The 20,185-nt window shown below is 63.2% G+C and carries 18 protein-coding genes; 13 read left to right on the top strand and 5 right to left on the bottom strand.

The features are described from left to right. Positions 1-155 precede the first annotated feature (155 nt). From ccoN to ccoS, 8 genes are all read left to right on the top strand, one after another. On the top strand, positions 156-1,796 hold the full coding sequence (gene ccoN, locus DEJ54_RS09645; RefSeq protein WP_113154373.1) for a cytochrome-c oxidase, cbb3-type subunit I: 1,641 nt from the start codon (positions 156-158) through the stop codon (positions 1,794-1,796). A gap of 12 nt (positions 1,797-1,808) precedes the next feature. Then, positions 1,809-2,540, top strand: coding sequence for a cytochrome-c oxidase, cbb3-type subunit II (gene ccoO, locus DEJ54_RS09640; RefSeq protein ID WP_113154372.1), 732 nt, complete (start codon positions 1,809-1,811; stop codon positions 2,538-2,540). 12 nt (positions 2,541-2,552) lie between these two features. Further along, complete coding sequence (locus tag DEJ54_RS09635) at positions 2,553-2,705, top strand: cbb3-type cytochrome c oxidase subunit 3 (protein ID WP_113154371.1); 153 nt, start codon at positions 2,553-2,555, stop codon at positions 2,703-2,705. Position 2,706: 1 nt separating this feature from the next. After that, a complete protein-coding gene (gene ccoP / locus DEJ54_RS09630; protein WP_113154370.1) occupies positions 2,707-3,573 on the top strand; it encodes a cytochrome-c oxidase, cbb3-type subunit III in 867 nt (288 codons plus the stop codon). Positions 3,574-3,742: 169 nt separating this feature from the next. After that, the gene (gene ccoG / locus DEJ54_RS09625) at positions 3,743-5,320 is read left to right on the top strand and encodes a cytochrome c oxidase accessory protein CcoG (protein WP_113154369.1); all 1,578 of its coding nucleotides are present in this window, start codon (positions 3,743-3,745) and stop codon (positions 5,318-5,320) included. Then, positions 5,317-5,811, top strand: coding sequence for a FixH family protein (locus tag DEJ54_RS09620; RefSeq protein ID WP_113154368.1), 495 nt, complete (start codon positions 5,317-5,319; stop codon positions 5,809-5,811). The genes ccoG and DEJ54_RS09620 overlap by 4 nt, the downstream gene beginning before the upstream one ends. Then, positions 5,808-8,093: a cation-translocating P-type ATPase gene (locus DEJ54_RS09615; protein ID WP_113154367.1), complete on the top strand. Its 2,286-nt coding sequence runs from the start codon at positions 5,808-5,810 to the stop codon at positions 8,091-8,093. The genes DEJ54_RS09620 and DEJ54_RS09615 overlap by 4 nt, the downstream gene beginning before the upstream one ends. Further along, positions 8,090-8,290, top strand: coding sequence for a cbb3-type cytochrome oxidase assembly protein CcoS (gene ccoS / locus DEJ54_RS09610; protein WP_113154366.1), 201 nt, complete (start codon positions 8,090-8,092; stop codon positions 8,288-8,290). The genes DEJ54_RS09615 and ccoS overlap by 4 nt, the downstream gene beginning before the upstream one ends. 102 nt (positions 8,291-8,392) lie before the next feature. Here the strand turns inward: ccoS and DEJ54_RS09605 are convergent, their stop codons facing one another. From DEJ54_RS09605 to DEJ54_RS09585, 5 genes are all read right to left on the bottom strand, one after another. Next, the gene (locus DEJ54_RS09605; RefSeq protein ID WP_113154365.1) at positions 8,393-8,818 is read right to left on the bottom strand and encodes a universal stress protein; all 426 of its coding nucleotides are present in this window, start codon (positions 8,816-8,818) and stop codon (positions 8,393-8,395) included. 14 nt (positions 8,819-8,832) lie between these two features. Then, positions 8,833-11,526, bottom strand: coding sequence for a TRAP transporter permease (locus tag DEJ54_RS09600; protein ID WP_113154364.1), 2,694 nt, complete (start codon positions 11,524-11,526; stop codon positions 8,833-8,835). 80 nt (positions 11,527-11,606) lie between these two features. Further along, a complete protein-coding gene (locus tag DEJ54_RS09595; protein ID WP_113154363.1) occupies positions 11,607-12,587 on the bottom strand; it encodes a TAXI family TRAP transporter solute-binding subunit in 981 nt (326 codons plus the stop codon). 290 nt (positions 12,588-12,877) lie between these two features. Then, complete coding sequence (locus DEJ54_RS09590) at positions 12,878-14,200, bottom strand: aspartate aminotransferase family protein (RefSeq protein ID WP_113154362.1); 1,323 nt, start codon at positions 14,198-14,200, stop codon at positions 12,878-12,880. Then, positions 14,197-15,102, bottom strand: coding sequence for a MurR/RpiR family transcriptional regulator (locus DEJ54_RS09585; protein ID WP_113154361.1), 906 nt, complete (start codon positions 15,100-15,102; stop codon positions 14,197-14,199). Before DEJ54_RS09585 ends, DEJ54_RS09590 begins: the two co-directional genes overlap by 4 nt. A 69-nt stretch (positions 15,103-15,171) precedes the next feature. On the opposite strand from DEJ54_RS09585, the gene DEJ54_RS09580 reads away from it, so the two are divergent. From DEJ54_RS09580 to DEJ54_RS09560, 5 genes are all read left to right on the top strand, one after another. Beyond that, positions 15,172-16,038 carry a 3-keto-5-aminohexanoate cleavage protein gene (locus DEJ54_RS09580; protein ID WP_113156197.1) on the top strand — a complete coding sequence of 289 codons (867 nt, stop codon included), beginning with the start codon at positions 15,172-15,174 and terminating at the stop codon, positions 16,036-16,038. A 120-nt stretch (positions 16,039-16,158) separates the two neighbouring features. After that, the gene (locus DEJ54_RS09575; protein ID WP_113154360.1) at positions 16,159-16,572 is read left to right on the top strand and encodes an OsmC family protein; all 414 of its coding nucleotides are present in this window, start codon (positions 16,159-16,161) and stop codon (positions 16,570-16,572) included. 203 nt (positions 16,573-16,775) lie between these two features. Then, entirely contained in the window at positions 16,776-17,573 is a 798-nt protein-coding gene (pcaD, locus tag DEJ54_RS09570; protein WP_113154359.1) for a 3-oxoadipate enol-lactonase, read from the top strand. A gap of 85 nt (positions 17,574-17,658) precedes the next feature. Continuing rightward, positions 17,659-19,731, top strand: coding sequence for a 3-hydroxyacyl-CoA dehydrogenase NAD-binding domain-containing protein (locus tag DEJ54_RS09565; RefSeq protein ID WP_113154358.1), 2,073 nt, complete (start codon positions 17,659-17,661; stop codon positions 19,729-19,731). Between the two features lie 53 nt (positions 19,732-19,784). Further along, on the top strand, positions 19,785-20,123 hold the full coding sequence (locus tag DEJ54_RS09560; RefSeq protein WP_113154357.1) for a TIGR01244 family sulfur transferase: 339 nt from the start codon (positions 19,785-19,787) through the stop codon (positions 20,121-20,123). Positions 20,124-20,185 lie beyond the last annotated feature (62 nt).

The raw sequence follows: 20,185 nt of genomic DNA, 5'->3' as shown, positions 1-20,185 counted from the left end.
GACCATCCCTCATAATGAACGGAAACTGTTTTTCATGGCTGGGGGCGCGCAGCTTTGACGCAGATCAAGGCAGTTCGGTTCCCGTTAAGAGATGCGTTGAATGTGGGAATCGGGGAACGGATTCCCGCGAGCTTTTCTGGATTGGGGAAACAGCAATGAGATTTGGCACCGAGATCGTATTGGTCGGCCTGGCTGCTTTTGCAGCTCTGGCCGCTGCGGGTCTGGCGCAGGATTCAGCTTTTCAGGCCCATATGTGGGTTCTGTTCTTTGTCCTGCTGGGATCGGCGATCGTGTTGATGCGCAACACCAGCTTTGCGCCCGAGGGCGCGGCATCGATACCGCTCAAGGCCGACACCGACGGCTATATGGACGGTCCGATACGGTACGGCGTCATCGCAACGACATTCTGGGGCGTTGTCGGCTTTCTGGTTGGCGTCATCGTGGCGCTCCAGCTTGCCTACCCGGATTTGAACATCGAACCGTGGTTCAACTTCGGCCGCACCCGGCCGCTGCACACCTCGGCCGTTATCTTCGCCTTCGGCGGCAACGCGCTGATCGCCACCTCGTTCTACGTGGTGCAGCGCACGAGCCGGGCGCGCCTGTTTGGCGGCAATCTGGCCTGGTTCGTTTTCTGGGGCTATCAGCTCTTCATCGTCATGGCGGCAACCGGCTATCTTCTGGGCATCACCCAGAGCCGTGAATACGCCGAGCCGGAATGGTATGTGGACCTGTTCCTCACCATTGTCTGGGTGGCGTATTTCATCGTCTTCTTCGGCACGATCATGAGGCGCAAGGAGCCACATATTTATGTGGCCAACTGGTTCTACCTGTCCTTCATCGTGACCATCGCGATGCTGCACATCGTGAACAACCTTGCTGTTCCCGTTTCGCCCTTCGGTTCCAAGAGCTACTCGCTCTTTGCCGGTGTTCAGGACGCACTGACCCAGTGGTGGTACGGCCACAACGCGGTGGGCTTCTTCCTGACCGCCGGCTTCCTCGGCATGATGTACTACTTCATTCCGAAACAGGCCGACCGTCCGGTTTACTCCTACCGTCTGTCGATCATTCACTTCTGGGCGCTGATCTTCCTGTACATCTGGGCCGGTCCGCACCACCTGCACTACACCGCCCTGCCCGACTGGGCGCAGACGCTGGGCATGGTCTTCTCGATCATGCTGTGGATGCCGTCCTGGGGTGGCATGATCAACGGCCTGATGACGCTTTCGGGCGCATGGGACAAGCTGCGCACCGACCCGATCATCCGCATGATGGTTCTGGCCGTTGCCTTCTACGGCATGTCCACCTTCGAAGGTCCGCTGATGTCCATCAAGGCCGTCAACTCGCTGTCGCACTACACCGACTGGACCATCGGTCACGTGCATTCCGGTGCGCTCGGCTGGGTCGGCATGATCACCTTCGGCGCACTCTACTATCTGGTTCCGAAGCTGTGGCACCGCGAGCGTCTCTACTCGCTGCGGCTCGTCACCTGGCACTTCTGGCTCGCCACCCTCGGCATCGTGGTCTATGCGGCCGTGATGTGGGTCTCCGGCATCCAGCAGGGTCTGATGTGGCGCGAGTACGACTCTCAGGGCTTCCTGGTCTACTCCTTCGCCGAAACCGTGGCTGCAATGCACCCCTACTACGTGCTGCGCGCACTCGGCGGCGTGCTCTTCCTGCTCGGTGGCATCGTCATGGCCTACAATCTGGCCATGACCATCCTCGGCCACCAGCGCGAGGAAGAGCCGATCGGCGGCACTGTCGTACAGCCCGCAGCCACCATTCAAAACGCCGGTTAAGGAGCCCACACGATGGCATTGCTGGACAAACACAAGATCATCGAAAAGAACGCCACACTGCTCCTGGTGGGATCGTTCCTCGTGGTTACCGTCGGCGGCATCGTCGAGATCGTGCCTCTCTTCTATCTTGAGAACACGATCGAGAAGGTGGAGGGCATGCGCCCTTACTCGCCGCTGGAGCTGGCCGGACGCAACATCTATGTCCGTGAAGGGTGCTACACCTGTCACAGCCAGATGATCCGTCCGTTCCGCGACGAGGTGGAGCGTTACGGCCATTACAGCCTGGCGGCGGAATCGATGTACGATCACTCCTTCCAGTGGGGATCGAAGCGCACGGGCCCGGATCTGGCCCGTGTGGGTGGCCGCTACTCCAACGAGTGGCACGTCGACCATCTGATCGAGCCGCGCTCCGTGGTGCCGGAATCGATCATGCCGAGCTACGCCTTCCTCAAGGACACCCCGCTCGAGATCAACGATTTCTCGACCGAGCTCATCGCCAATCAGCGCGTGGGTGTGCCCTACACGGAAGAAATGGTGCTCAACGCCAATGCGGACATTCGCGCCCAGGCTGATCCGAATGCGGATACGTCCGGGCTCGAAGAACGCTATCCCAAGGCCGTTCTGGGTGATTTCGACGGAAACCCCAACGCGCTGACGGAGATGGACGCGCTGATCGCCTATCTGCAGATGCTCGGCACGCTGGTTGATTTCTCGACCTACGACGAAACGGCCGGATATCGGTGAGGAGGATAAATCATGGAAGCCTATACAGCGCTCCGACAGTTCGCAGATAGCTGGGGCCTACTGGCCATGACCGTCTTCTTCATCGGCGTGGTCATCTTCGCCTTCCGTCCCGGAAGCAAGAAGAGCGCCGAAGAAGCCGCACGCATCCCGCTTAAGGACGATTGAGATGAGTGAGAAGAAACATATCGACGAGGTTTCCGGCGTCTCGACCACCGGCCATGAGTGGGACGGCATCAAGGAACTCGACAACCCCATGCCCCGCTGGTGGGTCTGGACCTTCTACGCCACCATCGTGTGGGCGATCGGCTACACCGTCGCCTACCCGGCGTGGCCGCTGGTCAGCTCCGCCACCCAGGGCGTTCTGGGCTATTCCAGCCGCAGCGAGTTCTCCACCACCATGGACGTGGTCTCTGCACAGCAGGCCGATCTGCGTCAGGCCATCGCCGACAAGTCGCTTGAAGAGATTCTCGCCGACGAGACGCTGCGCCGCTTCGCGACCGCAGCAGGCGACGCCGCGTTCAAGGTCAACTGCTCGCAGTGCCATGGCTCGGGCGCGCAGGGTTCTGCCGGTTATCCGAACCTCAATGACGATGACTGGCTGTGGGGCGGAGACATCGAATCGATTCACCAGACCATCGCGCACGGCGTGCGCTTTGCTGGCGACGACGATACCCGCTTCGGCGAAATGCCGGCCTTCGGCGACATCCTGAGCGCTGACGAGATCCGTCAGGTGGCCGCCCATGTGGTGTCCTTCACCGGAACGCCGTCCGACCCGGCGCTGGCCGAGGCCGGTGCACAGGTCTTCGCCGACAACTGCGCTTCCTGCCACGGCGACAATGGCCAGGGCGACATCACCTTCGGTGCGCCGAACCTGGCCGATGCGATCTGGCTCTACGGTTCCAGCGAGCGGGAAATCGCCGCGCAGGTGCGTCAGCCGAAGCACGGCGTCATGCCAGCCTGGCAGGCCCGCCTTGGCGATCCGACGGTCAAGCAACTGTCCGTCTACGTCTACTCCCTTGGTGGCGGCCAGTAGCCGCAGCGCCATACGGAAAGCAAAAACCCGGCCATCTGGCCGGGTTTTTTGTCGCAGCGACGTAACGTCGACTTTCCCTGCGCGCAAAAAGGGCTTTGATCGGGATCAATGCACTGGTGCACCCTGAGAGACTAGAAATTTCAATACCGAGCAGTCTGCGAGCCGCCGAATGACCCTTGTTACGAACAATGCAGCCAGCAACGACGTCGAACGACTTGATGCCGAAGCTGTAAACTCCGCCGGCAAGCGGCAATCGCTTTACGCCGCGCGCAAGAAGATTTTCCCCAAGCGCGCCTCCGGGCAGTTCCGGCGGTTCAAGTGGCTGATCATGCTGGTCACGCTGGGCATCTATTACCTGACGCCCTGGATTCGCTGGGATCGCGGCCCCTACGCACCCGATCAGGCCGTGCTCGTGGATCTGGCCAACAGGCGCTTCTACTTCTTCTTCATTGAGATCTGGCCGCAGGAATTCTTCTATGTCGCGGGCCTGCTCGTCATGGCTGGCATCGGGCTCTTCCTGATCACCTCCACGGTGGGACGCGCATGGTGCGGCTACACCTGCCCGCAGACGGTCTGGGTCGACCTCTTCCTCGTGGTGGAACGCGCCATTGAGGGCGACCGCAATGCGCGCATCAAGCTTGATGGCGCGCCCATGTCGGTCAACAAGCTCGGCAAGCGCTTTTCCAAGCACCTGATATGGCTTCTGATCGCGGTGGCGACAGGCGGCGCCTGGGTGTTCTACTTCGCCGACGCCCCTGCTCTGCTCATCGACCTCGTGACCGGTAAGGCGGCCCCCGTCGCCTACATCACCATCGCTGTTCTGACCGCCACCACCTATGTGTTCGGCGGCCTGATGCGCGAACAGGTCTGCACCTATATGTGCCCGTGGCCGCGCATTCAGGCGGCCATGCTCGACGAAAACTCGCTGACCGTCACCTACAATGACTGGCGCGGCGAACCCCGCACCCGCCACGCGAAGAAGGCTGCGGCAGCCGGTCAGACCGTTGGTGACTGCGTCGACTGTAACGCCTGTGTGGCGGTCTGCCCGATGGGCATCGACATTCGCGATGGCCAGCAGCTCGAGTGCATCACCTGCGCCCTGTGCATCGACGCCTGTGACGGCGTGATGGACAAGCTCGGTCGCGACCGTGGTCTCATCTCCTATGCGACCCTTTCCGACTACAATGCCAACATGGCGCTCGCCACCGCCGGCGGCGCCGACGCGATCAACCCCGACCGCGTGCGCAACGAAAACGGTCGCCTGACCGACAAGGTCGCGCATTTCCGCTGGAAGAAGATCTTCCGCCCGCGCACCTTTGTCTATTTCGGCGCGTGGTCGCTGGTCGGTCTGGCCATGCTCTACGCCCTCCTGACCCGTGATCGGCTGGAAGTGAACGTCCTGCACGACCGCAATCCGCAATATGTGCTTCTGTCCGACGGCTCCGTGCGCAACGGCTACACGGTCAAGCTCCTGAACATGATCCCGGAACCGCGTGTAATCGTGCTGTCGCTCGACGGCCTGCCAGGTGCTACAATGAACGTGGTCGGCCTCGATCAGGCGGAAGGCCGCTCGGCCTCCGTGCCCGTGGAGCCGGATCGCTTGCGTGAAGTGCGCATTTTCGTCACCCTGCCTGCGGACCGTCTCGACGAGGCCGGCGAAAGGTTCAGCTTTGTTGTTGAAGACAAGGCCAGCTTCGAGAGCGACGTTTACCGGGCCAGCTTCAACATTCCGGAGGCCTCACGATGAGCAGCGCACAAAAGCAGAAAGTCTTCACCGGGTGGCACATGCTCGCCATCATGATCGCTTTCTTCGGCGTCATCATCGCGGTGAACCTGACCATGGCCTTCTACGCCAATTCGAGCTGGACCGGCCTTATCGTCAAGAACAGCTATGTGGCGAGCCAGACCTTCAACGAGCGTGCGGCAGAGGGCCGCGCGCAGGCCGCACTCGGCTGGAACGGCGACCTCATCGTTGAGGACGGCGCGATCACCTATCGCCTGACCGATGCCAGCGGCAGCCTGATCCCGCTCGACGGCGTCAAGCTGATCATGCACCGTCCCGTGACGGCGGACGAAGACACGACGCTTGAGCTTGAGCGCCGCCCCGATGGCGCTTTCGGCGTCGACCATGGTCCCGGTGACGGCACCTGGGTCGTCAGCATCACCGCCGAAGCCGGTCTCGACCATCCCTATCGCGACGTGCGTCGCATCGTCATCAAGGACGGAGCACTGAGATGAGCTGTTGCGCCCCCGGCACCGAAATGGCGCTGGAAGCGGAACAGGCCCGCGATGCCGGGCCGCGTTCGGAAGAAATCCTTCTCGCCAGCCGCACTGTCGGCGAAGGCCTGAAGCAGACGGATCTCTCCGTGCCCGGTGTCCATTGCGGTGCTTGCATTCAGACAATCGAGAGCGCGCTCAGCAAGCTTGACGGCGTTGTCGGCGCGCGCGTCAATCTCTCCACCAAGCGCGTCAGCGTGAAGTGGCGCGATGGCGAACTGCCGCCCATCATCGATACGCTGAACAGGCTGGGCTACGCCGCCCACCTGTTCGACAGCGTCGAATCCGGCAAGGACCCCGTCCTGTCGCAGCTGATCCGCGCCGTGGCGATCTCCGGCTTTGCCGCCAGCAACATCATGCTTCTGTCCGTGTCGGTCTGGTCCGGCGCGGAAGACAGCACGCGCGATCTCTTTCACTGGCTCTCCGCGCTGATCGCCCTGCCCGCGCTCGTCTTTGCCGGCGGCATCTTCTACAGCTCCGCCTGGAACGCGCTGCGCCACGGGCGCATGAACATGGATGTGCCCATCGCGCTCGGCGTATCGCTCGCCTACGGGCTCAGCATCCATGAGACCATCAACAGCGGCCAGCACGCCTATTTCGACGCCTCGGTCTCGCTCCTCTTCTTCCTTCTCATCGGACGCACGCTCGACCACGTGATGCGCGAACGCGCCCGCACCGCCGTGAAGGGGCTTGCCCGCCTTGCTCCACGCGGCGCGCTGGTCGTCGCCGAGGATGGCGGTCGCGATTATCTTCCGCTGCAGGAAGTCACGCCCGGCATGAAGCTGGTCGTCGCCGCTGGTGAACGCATTCCCGTCGACGGCGTGGTCATGACCGGCGCTTCGGAGCTGGATTGCTCCATGGCCACCGGCGAAAGCGCGCCCCAGCCGGTCAAGCCCGGCTCGGATGTGCGCGCCGGCATGCTCAACCTCACCCAGCCGCTGGTGATGGAATCGACCGCCACCGCCGACACCTCCTTCCTTGCCGAAATGATGCGCCTCATGGAGGCAGCCGAAGGTGGCCGCGCGCATTATCGCCGGCTGGCAGACCGCGCCTCTGCACTGTACTCGCCGGTGGTCCACGCCACCGCCTTCATCACCTTTCTGGGCTGGATGGCTGCCAGCGGCGACTGGCACCGTGCCATCACCATCGCCATTGCCGTTCTCATCATCACCTGCCCCTGTGCGCTTGGCCTTGCCGTGCCGATCGTTCAGGTCGTCGCCGCCCGCCGGCTGTTCGAAAACGGCATCATGGTGAAGGACGGCGCGGCAATGGAGCGCTTCGCCCAGATCGACACCGCCGTGTTCGACAAGACCGGCACGCTCACGCTCGGCATTCCCGAATTGCGCAATCTGGCTGACATCGACCCGCAGGTTCTCGCCATCGCCGCCTCCGTGGCCTCCCACTCGCGCCACCCCTTCTCCCGCGCCATTCTGCGCGCTGCGGGTTCCGCCCGCGCAACCACCGCCTTCGACAGTGTCGAGGAGGTGCCGGGCCTTGGCATTGAGGCACGCTCCGGCGACACCGTCTGGCGGCTTGGCCGCGCAGGCTGGTCGCTTGGCCGCGAAGATGCGCATGAGAATGACGCCGGCGGCACCGTCCTTTCGCGCAATGGCGAAGAGCTGGCCGCCTTCCGCTTCGAAGACCGGCTGCGGCCCGACGCGAAGAAAGCCGTCGCCTTCCTCCAGAAGAACGGCGTCAGCGTCGAGATCATCTCCGGTGACAGCGAAGAACAGGTCCGCGACATTGCCGAGAAACTCGGCGTCGAGCGTTTTCAGGCGGGCGTCCTGCCCGGCGAGAAGCTTGACCGGATGCGCGCGCTCGCAGCCGAAGGCCGCAAGGTTCTGATGGTCGGCGACGGGCTGAACGATGCGCCCGCACTTGCCGCGGCACACGTCTCCATGGCCCCGGCCACGGCAGCCGACATTGGCCGCAACGCCGCCGATTTTGTGTTCCTGCGCGACAACATGCTGGCCGTGCCGCTCGCCCGCGACGTATCGCGCCGCGCCGGCCGTCTGATCCGCCAGAATTTCGGCCTGGCCATCATCTACAACCTGCTGGCCGTGCCGATCGCCGTGCTTGGCTATGTCACCCCGCTGGTGGCGGCGGTCGCCATGTCGCTGTCGTCGCTGATCGTCATCGGCAATGCGCTGCGCCTGCGCACCGACAGGCGTCTGGTCGGACCGGCCGAAGCCAAGGCCCCGACACAGGGCCACAACGCGCCCCTCGCCGAGGCTGCGGCATGACCAATCTCGTCATTCTCATTCCGATTGCCCTCTTCCTTGGCGCAGTCGGCCTTGCAGCCTTCCTCTGGTCGCTCAAGAGCGGCCAGTATGAGGATCTGGACGGAGCGGCAGAGCGCATCCTGTTCGATGATGACGACAGCCCCGACGACCCGCCGAACAACCCGCCGAACAACCCGAAAGACGGGAAGAAACGCTGATCCCTGCAAGACAGGCAGACACAAAAAAACGGCCGCGCTCCCTCAGGAAGCACGGCCGTTTTTTTGAGTTCGATTACCGGCTCGGCAATTGCGCAAGAAACGCTAGCGCACCACCAGAACCGAAATGGATGCATGCCGCACAACGCGCGCGGCATTCGGCCCGATGAGGTAATCCTCCGGGCTTGGGCGCGAAGCCGACAGCACGATCAGATCCGCCTCCACCTCACCCGCATAGCGCAGGATCTCGCGGTAGATCGATCCATGGCCGACAATGTGCCGATGCTTGATTTCGTCCGGCACATATTTCTTCGTGAATTCATGCAGCGCCTCATTGGCGTGCTGGATCGCGTCATGCTCATGCCCCTTGGGAAAAAAGCCGCCGACGATGGACATGCCGTAATCGGGCACGACCGTCATCACATGCAGGCGGCTGCCGAAGGTGCGGGCGTAATCGACCGCTGTTTCCAGCGTGCGCACCTCCCCTTCGGCATGCCCCAGATCGATGGAAACGAGAATGTCCTTGTACATGGATCCTAATCCTTTCAGGCTTCTGCCGAACGCGGCGCACCGGCTTTTGGATTGCCGGTCAGCGTGCCCCCGCGGCGACGCTGCAGGAACATGACCAGCGCCAGCAGAAGAGCGGCCGGAAGATAGAAGATCTCACGCGGCATGCGCCCTTCGTCGCTCACCTCGACAGCCGTGATCTGAACCGGCTCGTCGGCGTAGAAATCGAGGCTTGCAAGCGTCTTGCCAGCGAGGCTGTTCATGTCGAACGGCTCTTCCAGAAGCACCCGCTCCCCGTCGATCTGCGCAACGAGCCCGGTCGCTGCCTCGAAGCGGGCTTCACCCGGCTCGCCCGCAGCCCCCAGATTGAACGCCATGGTGCGCTCGTCGATCTCGTCGGGATTGTCGAAGTTCGGCCCGCGGATCGTGAAGCGGATTTCCGCATCATCGGGCTCCTCGGCAACCGCCTCGAAGATCTTCGTCGGTTCGGTTTCGATATAGGGCGGCTGAACCAGATCCAGGAAGAAACCCGGACGCAGCAGCATGAAGGTGACGAGCAGCAGCGCCGCCGACTCCCAAAGCCTGTTGCGCGCCATGAAGAAGCCCTGCGTCGCAGCCGCAAAGATCAACATGGCGACGGTCGCCTGAATGGTCACCCAGATCGCGCCCGCCCAGCTCACATCGATCAGAAGCAGATCGGTGTTGAACACGAAGATGAAGGGCAGCAGCACCGTGCGCAGCGAATAGAAGAACGCCGTGAAGCCGGTCTTGATCGGATCGCCGCCCGAAACGGCCGCAGCCGCAAAGGAGGCTAGCCCCACCGGTGGCGTCACATCCGCCATGATGCCGAAGTAGAACACGAACATGTGCGCGGCGATGAGCGGGATCAGAACGCCATTGGCGGCGCCCAACTCCACGATCACCGGAGCCATCAGCGAGGAGACCACGATGTAATTCGCCGTGGTCGGCAGCCCCATGCCCAGCACCAGACTGATCAGCGCCGTGAAGACGAGGATCAGCAGGATGTTGCCGCCCGACAGGAACTCGACGAACTCGGCCATCACCTGACCAATGCCCGTCAGCGTGACCGTGCCGACGATCACACCGGCTGCCGCCGTGGCGCAGGCGATGCCGATCATGTTGCGCGCGCCGAGGATGAGGCCGACCACCAGATCGTCGAAACCTTCCTTGAAGGCCGCCCGCTGGTCTGCGCTCTGCAGACCACGGAACAGCGCCTTCAACGGCTTCTGCGTGACGATGATGACGATCAGCAGCAGCACCGCATAGAAGGCCGAGAGACCGGGCGACTTGCGCTCGACCATCAGCGACCAGACCAGCACGAACAGCGGCAGAAGGTAATGCAGACCGGTGCGGATCACCTCGCCCGGCAGCGGCAGTTCCACCACCGGCGCATTCGGGTCGTCCATTTCCAGATCCGGCGATTTGGCCGCATACCAGATCAGCGCCACATAGGCGATCAGGAGGGCTGCCATCAGCACCGGCGCCGAGAGGTTCGGCAGCATGAACTTGATGAAGTTGATCGCGTAGTAGATCACGCCAATCAGAATGACGATGGACGAAATGACGATGCCCGAGCGCATCAGGGCCACCAGGGCCGGGTGCGACTGGCGCTTCTCAAGCACCGGCATGTCTTTCTTCACGGCTTCCAGATGCACCAGATAGAGCAGCGCAATGTAGGAGACCACGGCCGGCAGGAACGCGTGCTTGATCACCTGCAAATAGGGAATGCCGACATATTCGACCATCAGGAACGCGGCCGCGCCCATGACGGGCGGCATGATCTGACCGTTGACCGAACTCGCCACCTCGACGGAGCCCGCCTTTTCCGGCGAGAAGCCGACGCGCTTCATGAGCGGAATGGTGAAGGTGCCCGTCGTCACCACATTGGCGATGGAGGAACCCGAAATCAGACCGGTCATCATCGAGGCCAGAACCGCCGCCTTGGCCGGTCCGCCACGCAGATGGCCAAGCAGCGCGAAGGCGAGCTTGATGAAGAAATTGCCCGCGCCCGCCCGGTCCAGCATCGAGCCGAACAGCACGAACAGGAACACGAAGGCCGACGAAACGCCCAGCGCGACGCCAAACACGCCGTTCGGCGAGAGCCACATCTGGTCCATGGCGCGGCTGAACGAAGCGCCGCCCCAGCGGATGATGTCTGGCACGAAGGTTGACGAGCCGAAGAAGACGTAGAGCAGGAAGACAATGGCGACCACGGCGAGCGGTGGCCCGAGCGCGCGGCGCGTCGCTTCCAGCAACAGCACCATGCCGATGCCCGCCACCACCAGATCCTGTGTGATCGGCAGGCCGGGACGCTGCGAGAGGTCGCGGTAGAAAACGAAGATGTAGAGCGCACAGCTTGCCGCCACGATGGCGAGCACCCAGTCGCTTACGGGAATGCGGTTTCGCGGGCTGGAGGCCAGCGCCGGAAACGCCATGAATGCGAGAAACAGGCCGAAAGCCAGGTGGATCGCGCGCGACTGCGCATCGTTCAACACCATCGGCAGGCCGGTCATGCTGGCCAGTGTGAAAGGCAGGGGCGACGCGATGTAGAGCTGGAAAAGCGACCAGCAAAGCGCAACACCGGCAATGATGTACCCGGCAGTGCCTTCAGGATCGCGCGCACCGGTATCGGATGACGCAACAAGATCCTGAAGTTCGTCGTCGTTCAGTGGCGCTGAATTCTTGCCAGCGGTTTCAGGTTTCGTCGCCATGCGCCATCCCCTCTTGATGCGTTTTCTTCATTGGGAAAAGAAGGGCGCCCGCATGGCGGGCGCCCCTTTTTTAAACCGGCTTATTTGAGCCAGCCTTTTTCCTTGTAGTAGGCTTCTGCGCCCGGATGCATCGGGGCGGAGTTGCCCTGATTGACCATGCTCTCAGGCGTCAGGTTGGCAAGTGCCGGATGCAGCGCCTTGAACGCGTCGAAGTCCTTGAACACGGCGTCCACGAAAGCGGCCACAACGTCATCGGGAACATCAGCCGAGGTCACGACGGTCGCGCCAACACCGAAGGTGTTCACGTCATTGTCGGTGCCGCGGTACATGCCGCCCGGGATCGTCGCCTTGAAGTAGTAGGGGTTGTCGGCAACGAGCTTGTCGACTGCCTCACCCTCGACAGGCACGATCACGCTGTCACAGGTCGTGGTGGCTTCCTGAATGGCGCCGGCCGGGTGACCGACCGTGTAGGCGAACGCATCGATGTTGTTGTCGCACAGTGCGGAGCTCTGTTCGGCCGGGGCCAGCTCTGCGGCAACGGCGAAGTCGGAGTTCGTCCAGCCCTTTTCGGCGATCAGCAGATCCATGAGGGCGCGCTGGCCCGAACCCGGATTGCCGATGTTCACGCGCTTGCCCTTGAGGTCGTCAAAGGAGGCAATGCCTGCTTCCTTGCGCGCCACAAGGGTGAGCGGCTCGGCATGCAGCGAGAAGACCGAACGCAGCTTCTCGTGTGCGCCGCCATCGGCAAAATTGGCTTCGCCCTTGTTGGCATTGTACTGAACGTCGGACTGCACGACGCCGAATTCCAGGTCGCCGCCCTTGATGGCGTTGACGTTGAAGACGGAACCACCGGTCGACTCGACCGAGCAGCGAATGCCCGTCTCGCGACGGTTCTGGTTCATCAGGCGGCAGATCGCGCCACCAACCGGATAGTAAACGCCCGTCACGCCGCCAGTGCCGACGGAAACGAAGCGCTGCTCCTGGGCGCTGGCCGTCCCGGTCGCCAGCGAGCCGAGCATCGCGGCCGCGAGGCCAAAACCGAGAATGCGATGAGGTTTCATAGTGCGTCTCCCTAATGAAATGATGCTTTACGCATACGTGCACGTCGAAAGATGCTGTGGTCGGTCCGGACCGAACAACCGCAGCCGGGCATTGCGTGCGAGATGCCCGGCAAAGCGCGGCCCGCAAAGACCTGACGTGAAGCGTTAAACGCCCCCCGTCCCGAGTCAATGGCTCGGACGCGCAATTTGCAATTTGCTATGACTGAAATCTGTGTCAACGCCATTAGCGCGCAAAACACAAACTTCTGTTTTTCCTGCGGATTATTTCTTCCTCCTCCGTTTACGTAAAATTACCCTGTAGCCGCGTCCACCGCCTCTCCGAGCCGCTCGACAATCGTGTCCGCGACGGCCCTGTCGATGATGAAGGGCGGAGCCAGCAACACATGGTCGCCGCGCGTTCCGTCGATCGTGCCGCCGGACGGGTAGACCATGAGGCCGCGTTTCATCGCTTCTTTCTTGACCGCTGCATGGACCTTGCGCGCCGGATCGAACGGCTCCTTCGTCCCGCGGTCGGCCACCAGTTCCAGACCGAGGAACAGGCCCCGCCCGCGAATGTCGCCCACATGGGCGTGGTTGCCGAAACGCGCTTCAAGGCGCTCGCGCAGATACGCGCCCATCTCGCGCACATTGGCGAGAAGCCCGTCGCGCTCGATCACGTCCTGCACGGCCAGCGCGGCTGCGCACGCCATCGGGTGGCAGATATAGGTGTGGCCATGCTGGAACAGACCCGACCCTTCCGCGAAGGCATCGAAAATGTGCTGCCCCAGAAGCACCGCGCCGATGGGCTGATAGCCGCCGCCGAGCCCCTTGGCGATGGTCAGCATGTCCGGTGCAATCCCGTCCTGCGCGCAGGCATGCATGGTGCCCGTGCGTCCCATGCCGCACATCACCTCGTCAAGAATGAGCAGGACGCCATAACGGTCGCAGATCTCGCGGATGCGTTTGAAATAGCCGCTCACCGCCGGCACGGCGCCCGCCGTGGCCCCGACCACCGGCTCGGCGACAAACGCCATCACCGTGTCCGGCCCCAGCGCGTTGATCCTGTCTTCCAGCGCCTGCGCCGCGCGAAGGCCATAAGCCTCTTCGCTCTCTCCGGCCTCCTGGTAGCGATAGGCGTAGCACGGGTCGATGTGATGGGTCTCGATCAGGAGCGGCCTGAACGGCTCGCGCCGCCACTCATTGCCGCCGGTCGCCAGCGTGCCCAGCGTGTTGCCGTGATAGCTCTGCCGGCGGGCGATGATCCTGCGCCGCTGCGGCTCGCCCTTCTCGACGAAATACTGGCGCGCCATCTTCAGCGCCGCCTCGTTGGCCTCCGAACCGCCAGACACGAAATAGGCATGGCTGATGCCCTCGGGCGCACCCGCAATCAGGCGATCCGCGAGCTGTTCGGCCGGCTCGTTGGTGAAGAAGCTTGTGTGCGCATAGGCGAGCGTCTCCGCCTGCTTCTTCAGCGCATCCACCACATCGGGGTGACCATGGCCCAGGCACGAGACGGCAGCGCCGCCACATGCGTCGATATAGGCATTGCCCGCCTCATCGAAGAGTTCGACGCCGCGGCCGCCTTTGGCGACCGGCAGTGAGGCATGGATCTGACGATGCAGAATGTGTGTCATTTGGGTTTTCCAGAACGATGCGCACGCGGCGCGGGATCGAGCAAATGGGTATTGAGGGTGGAAAGCAGCGCTTCGGTCTTTGCGATTTCCGCGAGCGCCTCCTCGCCTCCTTCGCCGGCAACGAGCGCTGCCAGAATTTCGGCGGCCGCGAAGGCCGGCGTCATCGTGTGCAGAAAGGACGGGCTCTCCGTCGAAACGATCACGCACTGGTCTGCAAGGCTGGCGAGCGGTGAAACGGCACTGTCCGTCAGCGCAACCACGGTCAGCCCCAGCGCCCTGGCGCTGGCCGCCGCTTCCACCGTCGCCCGCGTGTAGGGCGCAACCGTGGTCACGAAGAACACGTCCTCGGCGGTCGCGTGGCGCAGCTTGTCGAGCCCTGCCCCGTTCACATGGTCGAGCAGATGCGCCTTCTCGCCGAGAAAGGTCATCGAATAGGTGAAATGCGCCGCCACCGCGTGGCTCGAGCGCAGCCCGAAGCAATAGATGCGGCGCGCTGCGGCCAGGGTTGCCGCAGCGCGCGCCAGCGCTTCCAGCGTGCCGGCGTCAGCGAGATTGCCAAGCTGGGCTGCCGTCTGCGCGGCGATATCGCGCGCCAGCGCATGACTCCCGCCCTGCCTCTGCCTGGCAACCTGCTCCCCCGCCTTGCCGGCAAAGCCGAGCGCCTGTTCTTTCAGCGCCTCGCCGTGAAGCTGGCGCAGTTCGTCGTAACCATCAAAGCCGAAACGCTTCGCAAGCCGCGTCATCGTCCAGGGCTGAACGCCCGCACGCCGCGCCTGCTCGCGCATGGAAAGCAGCGCCACATCGCCAGGATTGTCGAGAATGTAGCGCGCCGCCGCGCCAAGCTGCCCTGGCAGGTCTTCGAAGGATTCCGTAATGCGGTCAGCAAGTGTGGCGCGATCCATGATGGCTCATCCTAGACGGGCGCTTCAGTGTATGCAACAAGTGTTGCAAATTGATATTAAATGCTTCAAATGGAGTATTCCGTGAGCGCATCTGCAAACGCCCATCGCGCCGCCATCGCCGTCGCCCCCAATGGTGGCCGCCGCACCCGCGCGGACCACCCCGCCCTGCCGCAGACATCCGCCCAGCTGGCCGAAACCGCAGCCGCCTGCCTTGAAGCCGGTGCCGCCATGATCCATTGCCATGTGCGCGATGAAGAAGGCCGTCACATCCTTGATGCCGATGCCTATCGCGACGCCATCGCCGCCATCAGGAAGGCTGTCGGCGACCGTCTGGTGATCCAGATCACCACCGAGGCCGTGGGGCGCTATGGCGTGCGCGAGCAGATGGATGTGGTGCGCCAGCTGCGCCCGGAGGCGGTATCGCTTGCCCTGCGCGAACTGGTGCCCGACGCCTCGCACGAAGAGGAGTTTTCAAAATTTCTCTCCTTCATGCGCGTCGAGAACATCGCCCCGCAGATCATCCTCTACCACCCGGAAGAGGCGCTGCAGCTCAAGCGCATGATGGCGCACGGCCTCATCCCCTTCCCCGACATTCCGGTTCTCTACGTGCTCGGCCGCTACACGGAAGGCCAGCGCTCCGATCCTGCCGATCTCCTGCCCTTCCTTGACGGAACCATGCCGGATTTCGCGCACTTCATGCTCTGCGCCTTCGGCCCGCGCGAGGCCGCCTGCGTCACGGCGGGCTGCCTTCTGGGCGGCCATGCCCGCGTCGGCTTCGAGAACAATCTGCAACGCCCCGATGGCAAGATCGCGCCGGACAATGCGGCCCTCGTTTCCAGTGTCGCTGCATCCCTCACCGCGCTTGGCACGCCGCTCGCGACAGCCGATGATCTGCGCGGGAGCTGGGGGCTCGGCGCACCGGCAATTGGCCGCTGAGGCTACGCCTCTTCGTCGCCGGCAATAGGTCGCCGAGGCTTCGCCTCATCTCCGGTGGACGCGGGACAGGCGCGCCATTACATGTGGCGCGTCTGAATTGCCTTTCTGGAGTCTCTAAACATGGCGATCCGCATCAAAGCGAAAACCTACGGTCCCTTCACCACGGCCATCGGCCCTGGCAAGGTCATCAATGTCGACACCGCGCCGAAGCAGAATGTCGCCATCACCTCGCCCTCCACGGAAGAGGCCGGAACGCCGGTGGACTTCATGATCTCCGCGCTCGGCGCATGCCTTGCGCTCTCCTTCCACCACGCTGCCCAGGAAATGAAGATCGAGGTCGGCACGGTTTCCGTGGAAGTAAGCGGCAAGAAGGCCGAGGATCTGCCCGACCGTATCGGCAGCTACGCCGCCACCGTATCGCTCGACACCATGCCCGACGAGGCGCAGTGCGAAGAGCTCATCAAGCGCGCCAAGGCCCGCTGCACCGTTTCCAACTCGCTGAACGGTCCCGTCGAAATGACGATGGCCGGCTAACGCATCGGCCCGAAAATCGGAATCGATTTTCGTAAAACACGATGCGTAGGTTCAACAGGTTAGAGCGTCCTTTGTGCGTCCGAATGGACGCACGGCGCTCTGGGATCAGAACCCAAGGCCGTTTCGATCTTCCGATCATTGACGACGCCGCGCCCTTCTCCCATACAGAAGCCGCCTAACGGCAAACCATGGGAGGAGAGCGTATGCGCTTTGTGCGGGTAAACGGCGTCGTCATTCATCACGAGGTCAGGGGAACGGTCGGCAAGCCCGTTCTGGTCTTTTCCAACTCGCTGGGAACAGATTTCCGCATCTGGGATGGCGTCGTCGCGCGGCTTGAAGCCGATTACCGCATCGTTCTCTATGACAAGCGCGGCCATGGCCTTTCCGAGGCCACGCCGCAGCCCTATGCGCTTGCCGATCACGTCGATGATCTGGCCGCCCTGCTCGACCATCTCGACATTTCCGGAGCGACCATTATCGGCCTTTCGGTCGGCGGCATGATCGCCCAGGGCCTCGCCACCTGGCATCCGCATCGCGTGTCGCGCCTTGTGCTCTGCGACACCGCCCACAGAATCGGCAATGACGACCTCTGGAACAACCGCATCGAGGCGGTGAACACGAAAGGCATTGCCGCCATCTCGGACGGCATCCTCGAACGCTGGTTCACGCCCGCCTTCCGCTCGCCGGACAACGCCGATTTCATCGGCTACACCGCGATGCTCACCCGCACCACGGTCGACGGCTATGCCGGCACCGGCTTTGCCCTGCGCGATGCCGACCTGACGGAATCGACAGCCACCCTGAAACTGCCCACCCTGTGCATCGTCGGCGATCACGATGGCTCGACCCCGCCGGATCTGGTGCGTACGCTTGCCGGGCTCATCGAAGGCGCACGGTTCGAGATCGTGAAAGACGCCGGTCACCTGCCCTGCATCGAGCAGCCGGAGAAAACGGCCGCACTCATTGCAGACTTCCTGCGCAGCACCGCGCCCGATGCCTGAACATTTCCCAACGGGCGATATGCCGCGCTGCATTTGCCCACGCCGCACGGCAAACTGGTCAATTCAGATGACGAGAGGACTTTGAATGAGCGACACCGTAAAGATCACCCGGGACAATGGCATTGCCGTCCTCACTCTGGACAATCCCCCGGTCAACGCGCTCGGCCATGCGCTGCGCGCGCCGCTCTTCGAAGCGCTGCAGCAGGCAAAAGCCGATGACGCCGTTCAGGCCATCGTCATCACCTGCGCAGGCCGCACCTTCATCGCCGGAGCCGACATTTCCGAATTCGGCAAGCCGCCGAAGGAGCCGAGCCTTCCCGACCTGATCGCCATGCTCGAGAGCATCGACAAGCCCACCGTGGCCGCCATCCACGGCACCGCGCTTGGCGGCGGCCTCGAACTGGCGCTCGGCTGCCACTACCGGGTGGCCGAGAAGAGCGCCATGATCGGCCTTCCCGAAGTCAATCTCGGCCTCATTCCGGGCGCCGGCGGCACGGTGCGCCTGCCGCGCCTGGTCGGCCCCGAAGCGGCGCTGAAGATGATCGTCTCCGGCAAGCCCATCGGCATGGACGAAGCGGTGCGGCTCGGCGCGGTCGACCGGCTGGCCGAAACCGATCTGCTTGCAGAAGCCATCGCATTCGCCCGCGAGAAGGCGGCCTCCGGCAACGCACACCCCCACATCCGCGCACGCGCCGAAAAGCTCGCCGTCGACCTCGCCGCCTTTGACGAAGCGGTCAGGGCGGTGACGAAGAAGGCGCGCGGCCTCACCGCCCCGCACACGGCGGCCGAAGCCGTCCGCAACGCCATCACCATGGAGTTCGACGCAGCACTCGACCGCGAGCGCGAACTCTTTCTGGAGCGCCGCGACAGCGCCGAATCCGCCGCCCAGCGTCATCTCTTCTTCGCCACCCGCGAAGCCACCAAAGTGCCCGGCGTCGGTCGCGAGACCGAGGCGCGCAAGATCGCCCGCGCGGGCGTCATCGGTGCAGGCACGATGGGTGCGGGCATCGCCATGGCGCTGGCCAATGGCGGCATTCCCGTCACCATTCTGGAGATGAACGAGGACGCCATTGCGCGCGGTCTCGCCCATGTCGAGAAAACCTATGCCGGGTCGGTCAAGCGCGGCTCCATCGCGCCTGAAGAGAAGGAAGCGCGGATCGCGCGCATCTCCGGCACCACCGATTATGCAGACCTTTCCGACTGCGACATCGTCATCGAAGCCGTGTTCGAGGACATGGGCGTGAAGCGTCAGGTCTTCACCGCGCTCGACAGCGTGCTGAAGCCCGGCGCGATCCTCGCCTCCAACACCTCCTATCTCGACGTCAACGAGATCGCGGCCACCACGAAGCGTCCGCAGGATGTGGTCGGCCTTCACTTCTTCTCGCCCGCCCACGTCATGAAGCTTCTGGAGATCGTGCGCGGCGACGAGACCGCACCCGAAGTCATCAAGACCGCGCTGACCCTTGCCCGTAAAATCGGCAAGGTTCCGGTCGTGGTCGGCGTGTGCAATGGCTTCGTCGGAAACCGCATGCTTGCCGCCCGGCGCGAGCAGAACGAAGACCTTCTCCTCTCCGGTGCAACGCCCGAGCAGGTCGATCGCGTGTTCACCGATTTCGGCTGGCCCATGGGGCCGTTCCAGATGGTCGACCTTGCCGGCCTCGACATCAGCTGGAAGCACCGCCAGTCGCTCGGTCTCACCGCCCCCATCGCCGACACGCTGTGCGAAGCGGGCCATTTCGGCCAGAAGGCCGGACGCGGCTTCTATCTCTATGAGGAAGGCTCCCGCACACCGAAGCCTGACCCCTTCGTTCAGGAGCTCATCGAGAAGAAGGCTGCGGAACTCGGCGTCGAACGGCGCGAGATCAGCGCGGACGAGATCACCGAGCGCACACTTTACCCGATGATCAACGAGGGTGCGAAGATCCTTGAGGAGCGCATTGCCGCCCGCGCCTCCGACATCGACGTGGTGTGGGTCAATGGCTACGGCTTCCCGGTCGCCAAGGGCGGCCCGATGTTCTGGGCCGAGCGCTTCGGCATCAGGACAATCGTCGAACGGCTGGAGCACTGGCATCAGAAGACCGGCAACCCGCTCTTTGAGCCTGCGCCGCTGCTTCGCCAGCTTGCATTGACCGGCGGAGGCTTTGCCGACCTCGCATAAGGCGGGGTCGCACCCTATATTCGACGCCAAACGAAACAGCGGAACGAGACAGTATGGACATTCGTCAGATTTCAGAAGAGTACGCCGTCGCCGCGCAGATCACGGCGGAAGACATCGCGACCGTGAAGGCAGCCGGTTTCAAGAGCATCATCTGCAACCGCCCCGAGGGCGAGGAAGCAGGCCAGCCCGCAGTCGAGAGCATCGCCCGCGCTGCAGAAGAGGCGGGGCTCTCCTTCCGCCATGTGCCGGTGGTTTCCGGCGCCATGACAATGGACGACGTGACCGACATGGCAGCGGCTCTGAAAGAGCTTCCCGGCCCGGTTTTCGCCTATTGCCGCAGCGGCGCGCGCTCGGCAAATCTCTACGGCATCATCAAGGAACGCGGTCTTTAAGAAGCGCCGCCCGGGCGTGATTGATCGCTAAAAAAAAGCGGGGCCCGTTTCCGGCCCCGCTT

The sequence above is a fragment of the Nitratireductor sp. OM-1 genome (genome assembly GCF_003296175.1).
Taxonomy (GTDB): Bacteria; Pseudomonadota; Alphaproteobacteria; order Rhizobiales; family Rhizobiaceae; genus Nitratireductor; species Nitratireductor aquimarinus.
The sequence above is the reverse complement of the archived record's forward strand: the minus strand, read 5'-3'. Positions and strand labels throughout refer to the sequence as shown.

Coding starts and splice junctions, on each gene's coding strand:
- DEJ54_RS09635 (WP_113154371.1), top strand. CDS start 2,553: ATGGAAGCCTATACAGCGCTCCGACAGTTCGCAGATAGCTGGGGCCTA.
- ccoN (WP_113154373.1), top strand. CDS start 156: ATGAGATTTGGCACCGAGATCGTATTGGTCGGCCTGGCTGCTTTTGCA.
- DEJ54_RS09575 (WP_113154360.1), top strand. CDS start 16,159: ATGGCGATCCGCATCAAAGCGAAAACCTACGGTCCCTTCACCACGGCC.
- ccoO (WP_113154372.1), top strand. CDS start 1,809: ATGGCATTGCTGGACAAACACAAGATCATCGAAAAGAACGCCACACTG.
- DEJ54_RS09620 (WP_113154368.1), top strand. CDS start 5,317: ATGAGCAGCGCACAAAAGCAGAAAGTCTTCACCGGGTGGCACATGCTC.
- DEJ54_RS09590 (WP_113154362.1), bottom strand. CDS start 14,200: ATGACACACATTCTGCATCGTCAGATCCATGCCTCACTGCCGGTCGCC.
- DEJ54_RS09600 (WP_113154364.1), bottom strand. CDS start 11,526: ATGGCGACGAAACCTGAAACCGCTGGCAAGAATTCAGCGCCACTGAAC.
- DEJ54_RS09565 (WP_113154358.1), top strand. CDS start 17,659: ATGAGCGACACCGTAAAGATCACCCGGGACAATGGCATTGCCGTCCTC.
- DEJ54_RS09595 (WP_113154363.1), bottom strand. CDS start 12,587: ATGAAACCTCATCGCATTCTCGGTTTTGGCCTCGCGGCCGCGATGCTC.
- pcaD (WP_113154359.1), top strand. CDS start 16,776: ATGCGCTTTGTGCGGGTAAACGGCGTCGTCATTCATCACGAGGTCAGG.
- ccoP (WP_113154370.1), top strand. CDS start 2,707: ATGAGTGAGAAGAAACATATCGACGAGGTTTCCGGCGTCTCGACCACC.
- ccoS (WP_113154366.1), top strand. CDS start 8,090: ATGACCAATCTCGTCATTCTCATTCCGATTGCCCTCTTCCTTGGCGCA.
- DEJ54_RS09615 (WP_113154367.1), top strand. CDS start 5,808: ATGAGCTGTTGCGCCCCCGGCACCGAAATGGCGCTGGAAGCGGAACAG.
- ccoG (WP_113154369.1), top strand. CDS start 3,743: ATGACCCTTGTTACGAACAATGCAGCCAGCAACGACGTCGAACGACTT.
- DEJ54_RS09560 (WP_113154357.1), top strand. CDS start 19,785: ATGGACATTCGTCAGATTTCAGAAGAGTACGCCGTCGCCGCGCAGATC.
- DEJ54_RS09605 (WP_113154365.1), bottom strand. CDS start 8,818: ATGTACAAGGACATTCTCGTTTCCATCGATCTGGGGCATGCCGAAGGG.
- DEJ54_RS09585 (WP_113154361.1), bottom strand. CDS start 15,102: ATGGATCGCGCCACACTTGCTGACCGCATTACGGAATCCTTCGAAGAC.
- DEJ54_RS09580 (WP_113156197.1), top strand. CDS start 15,172: ATGGAGTATTCCGTGAGCGCATCTGCAAACGCCCATCGCGCCGCCATC.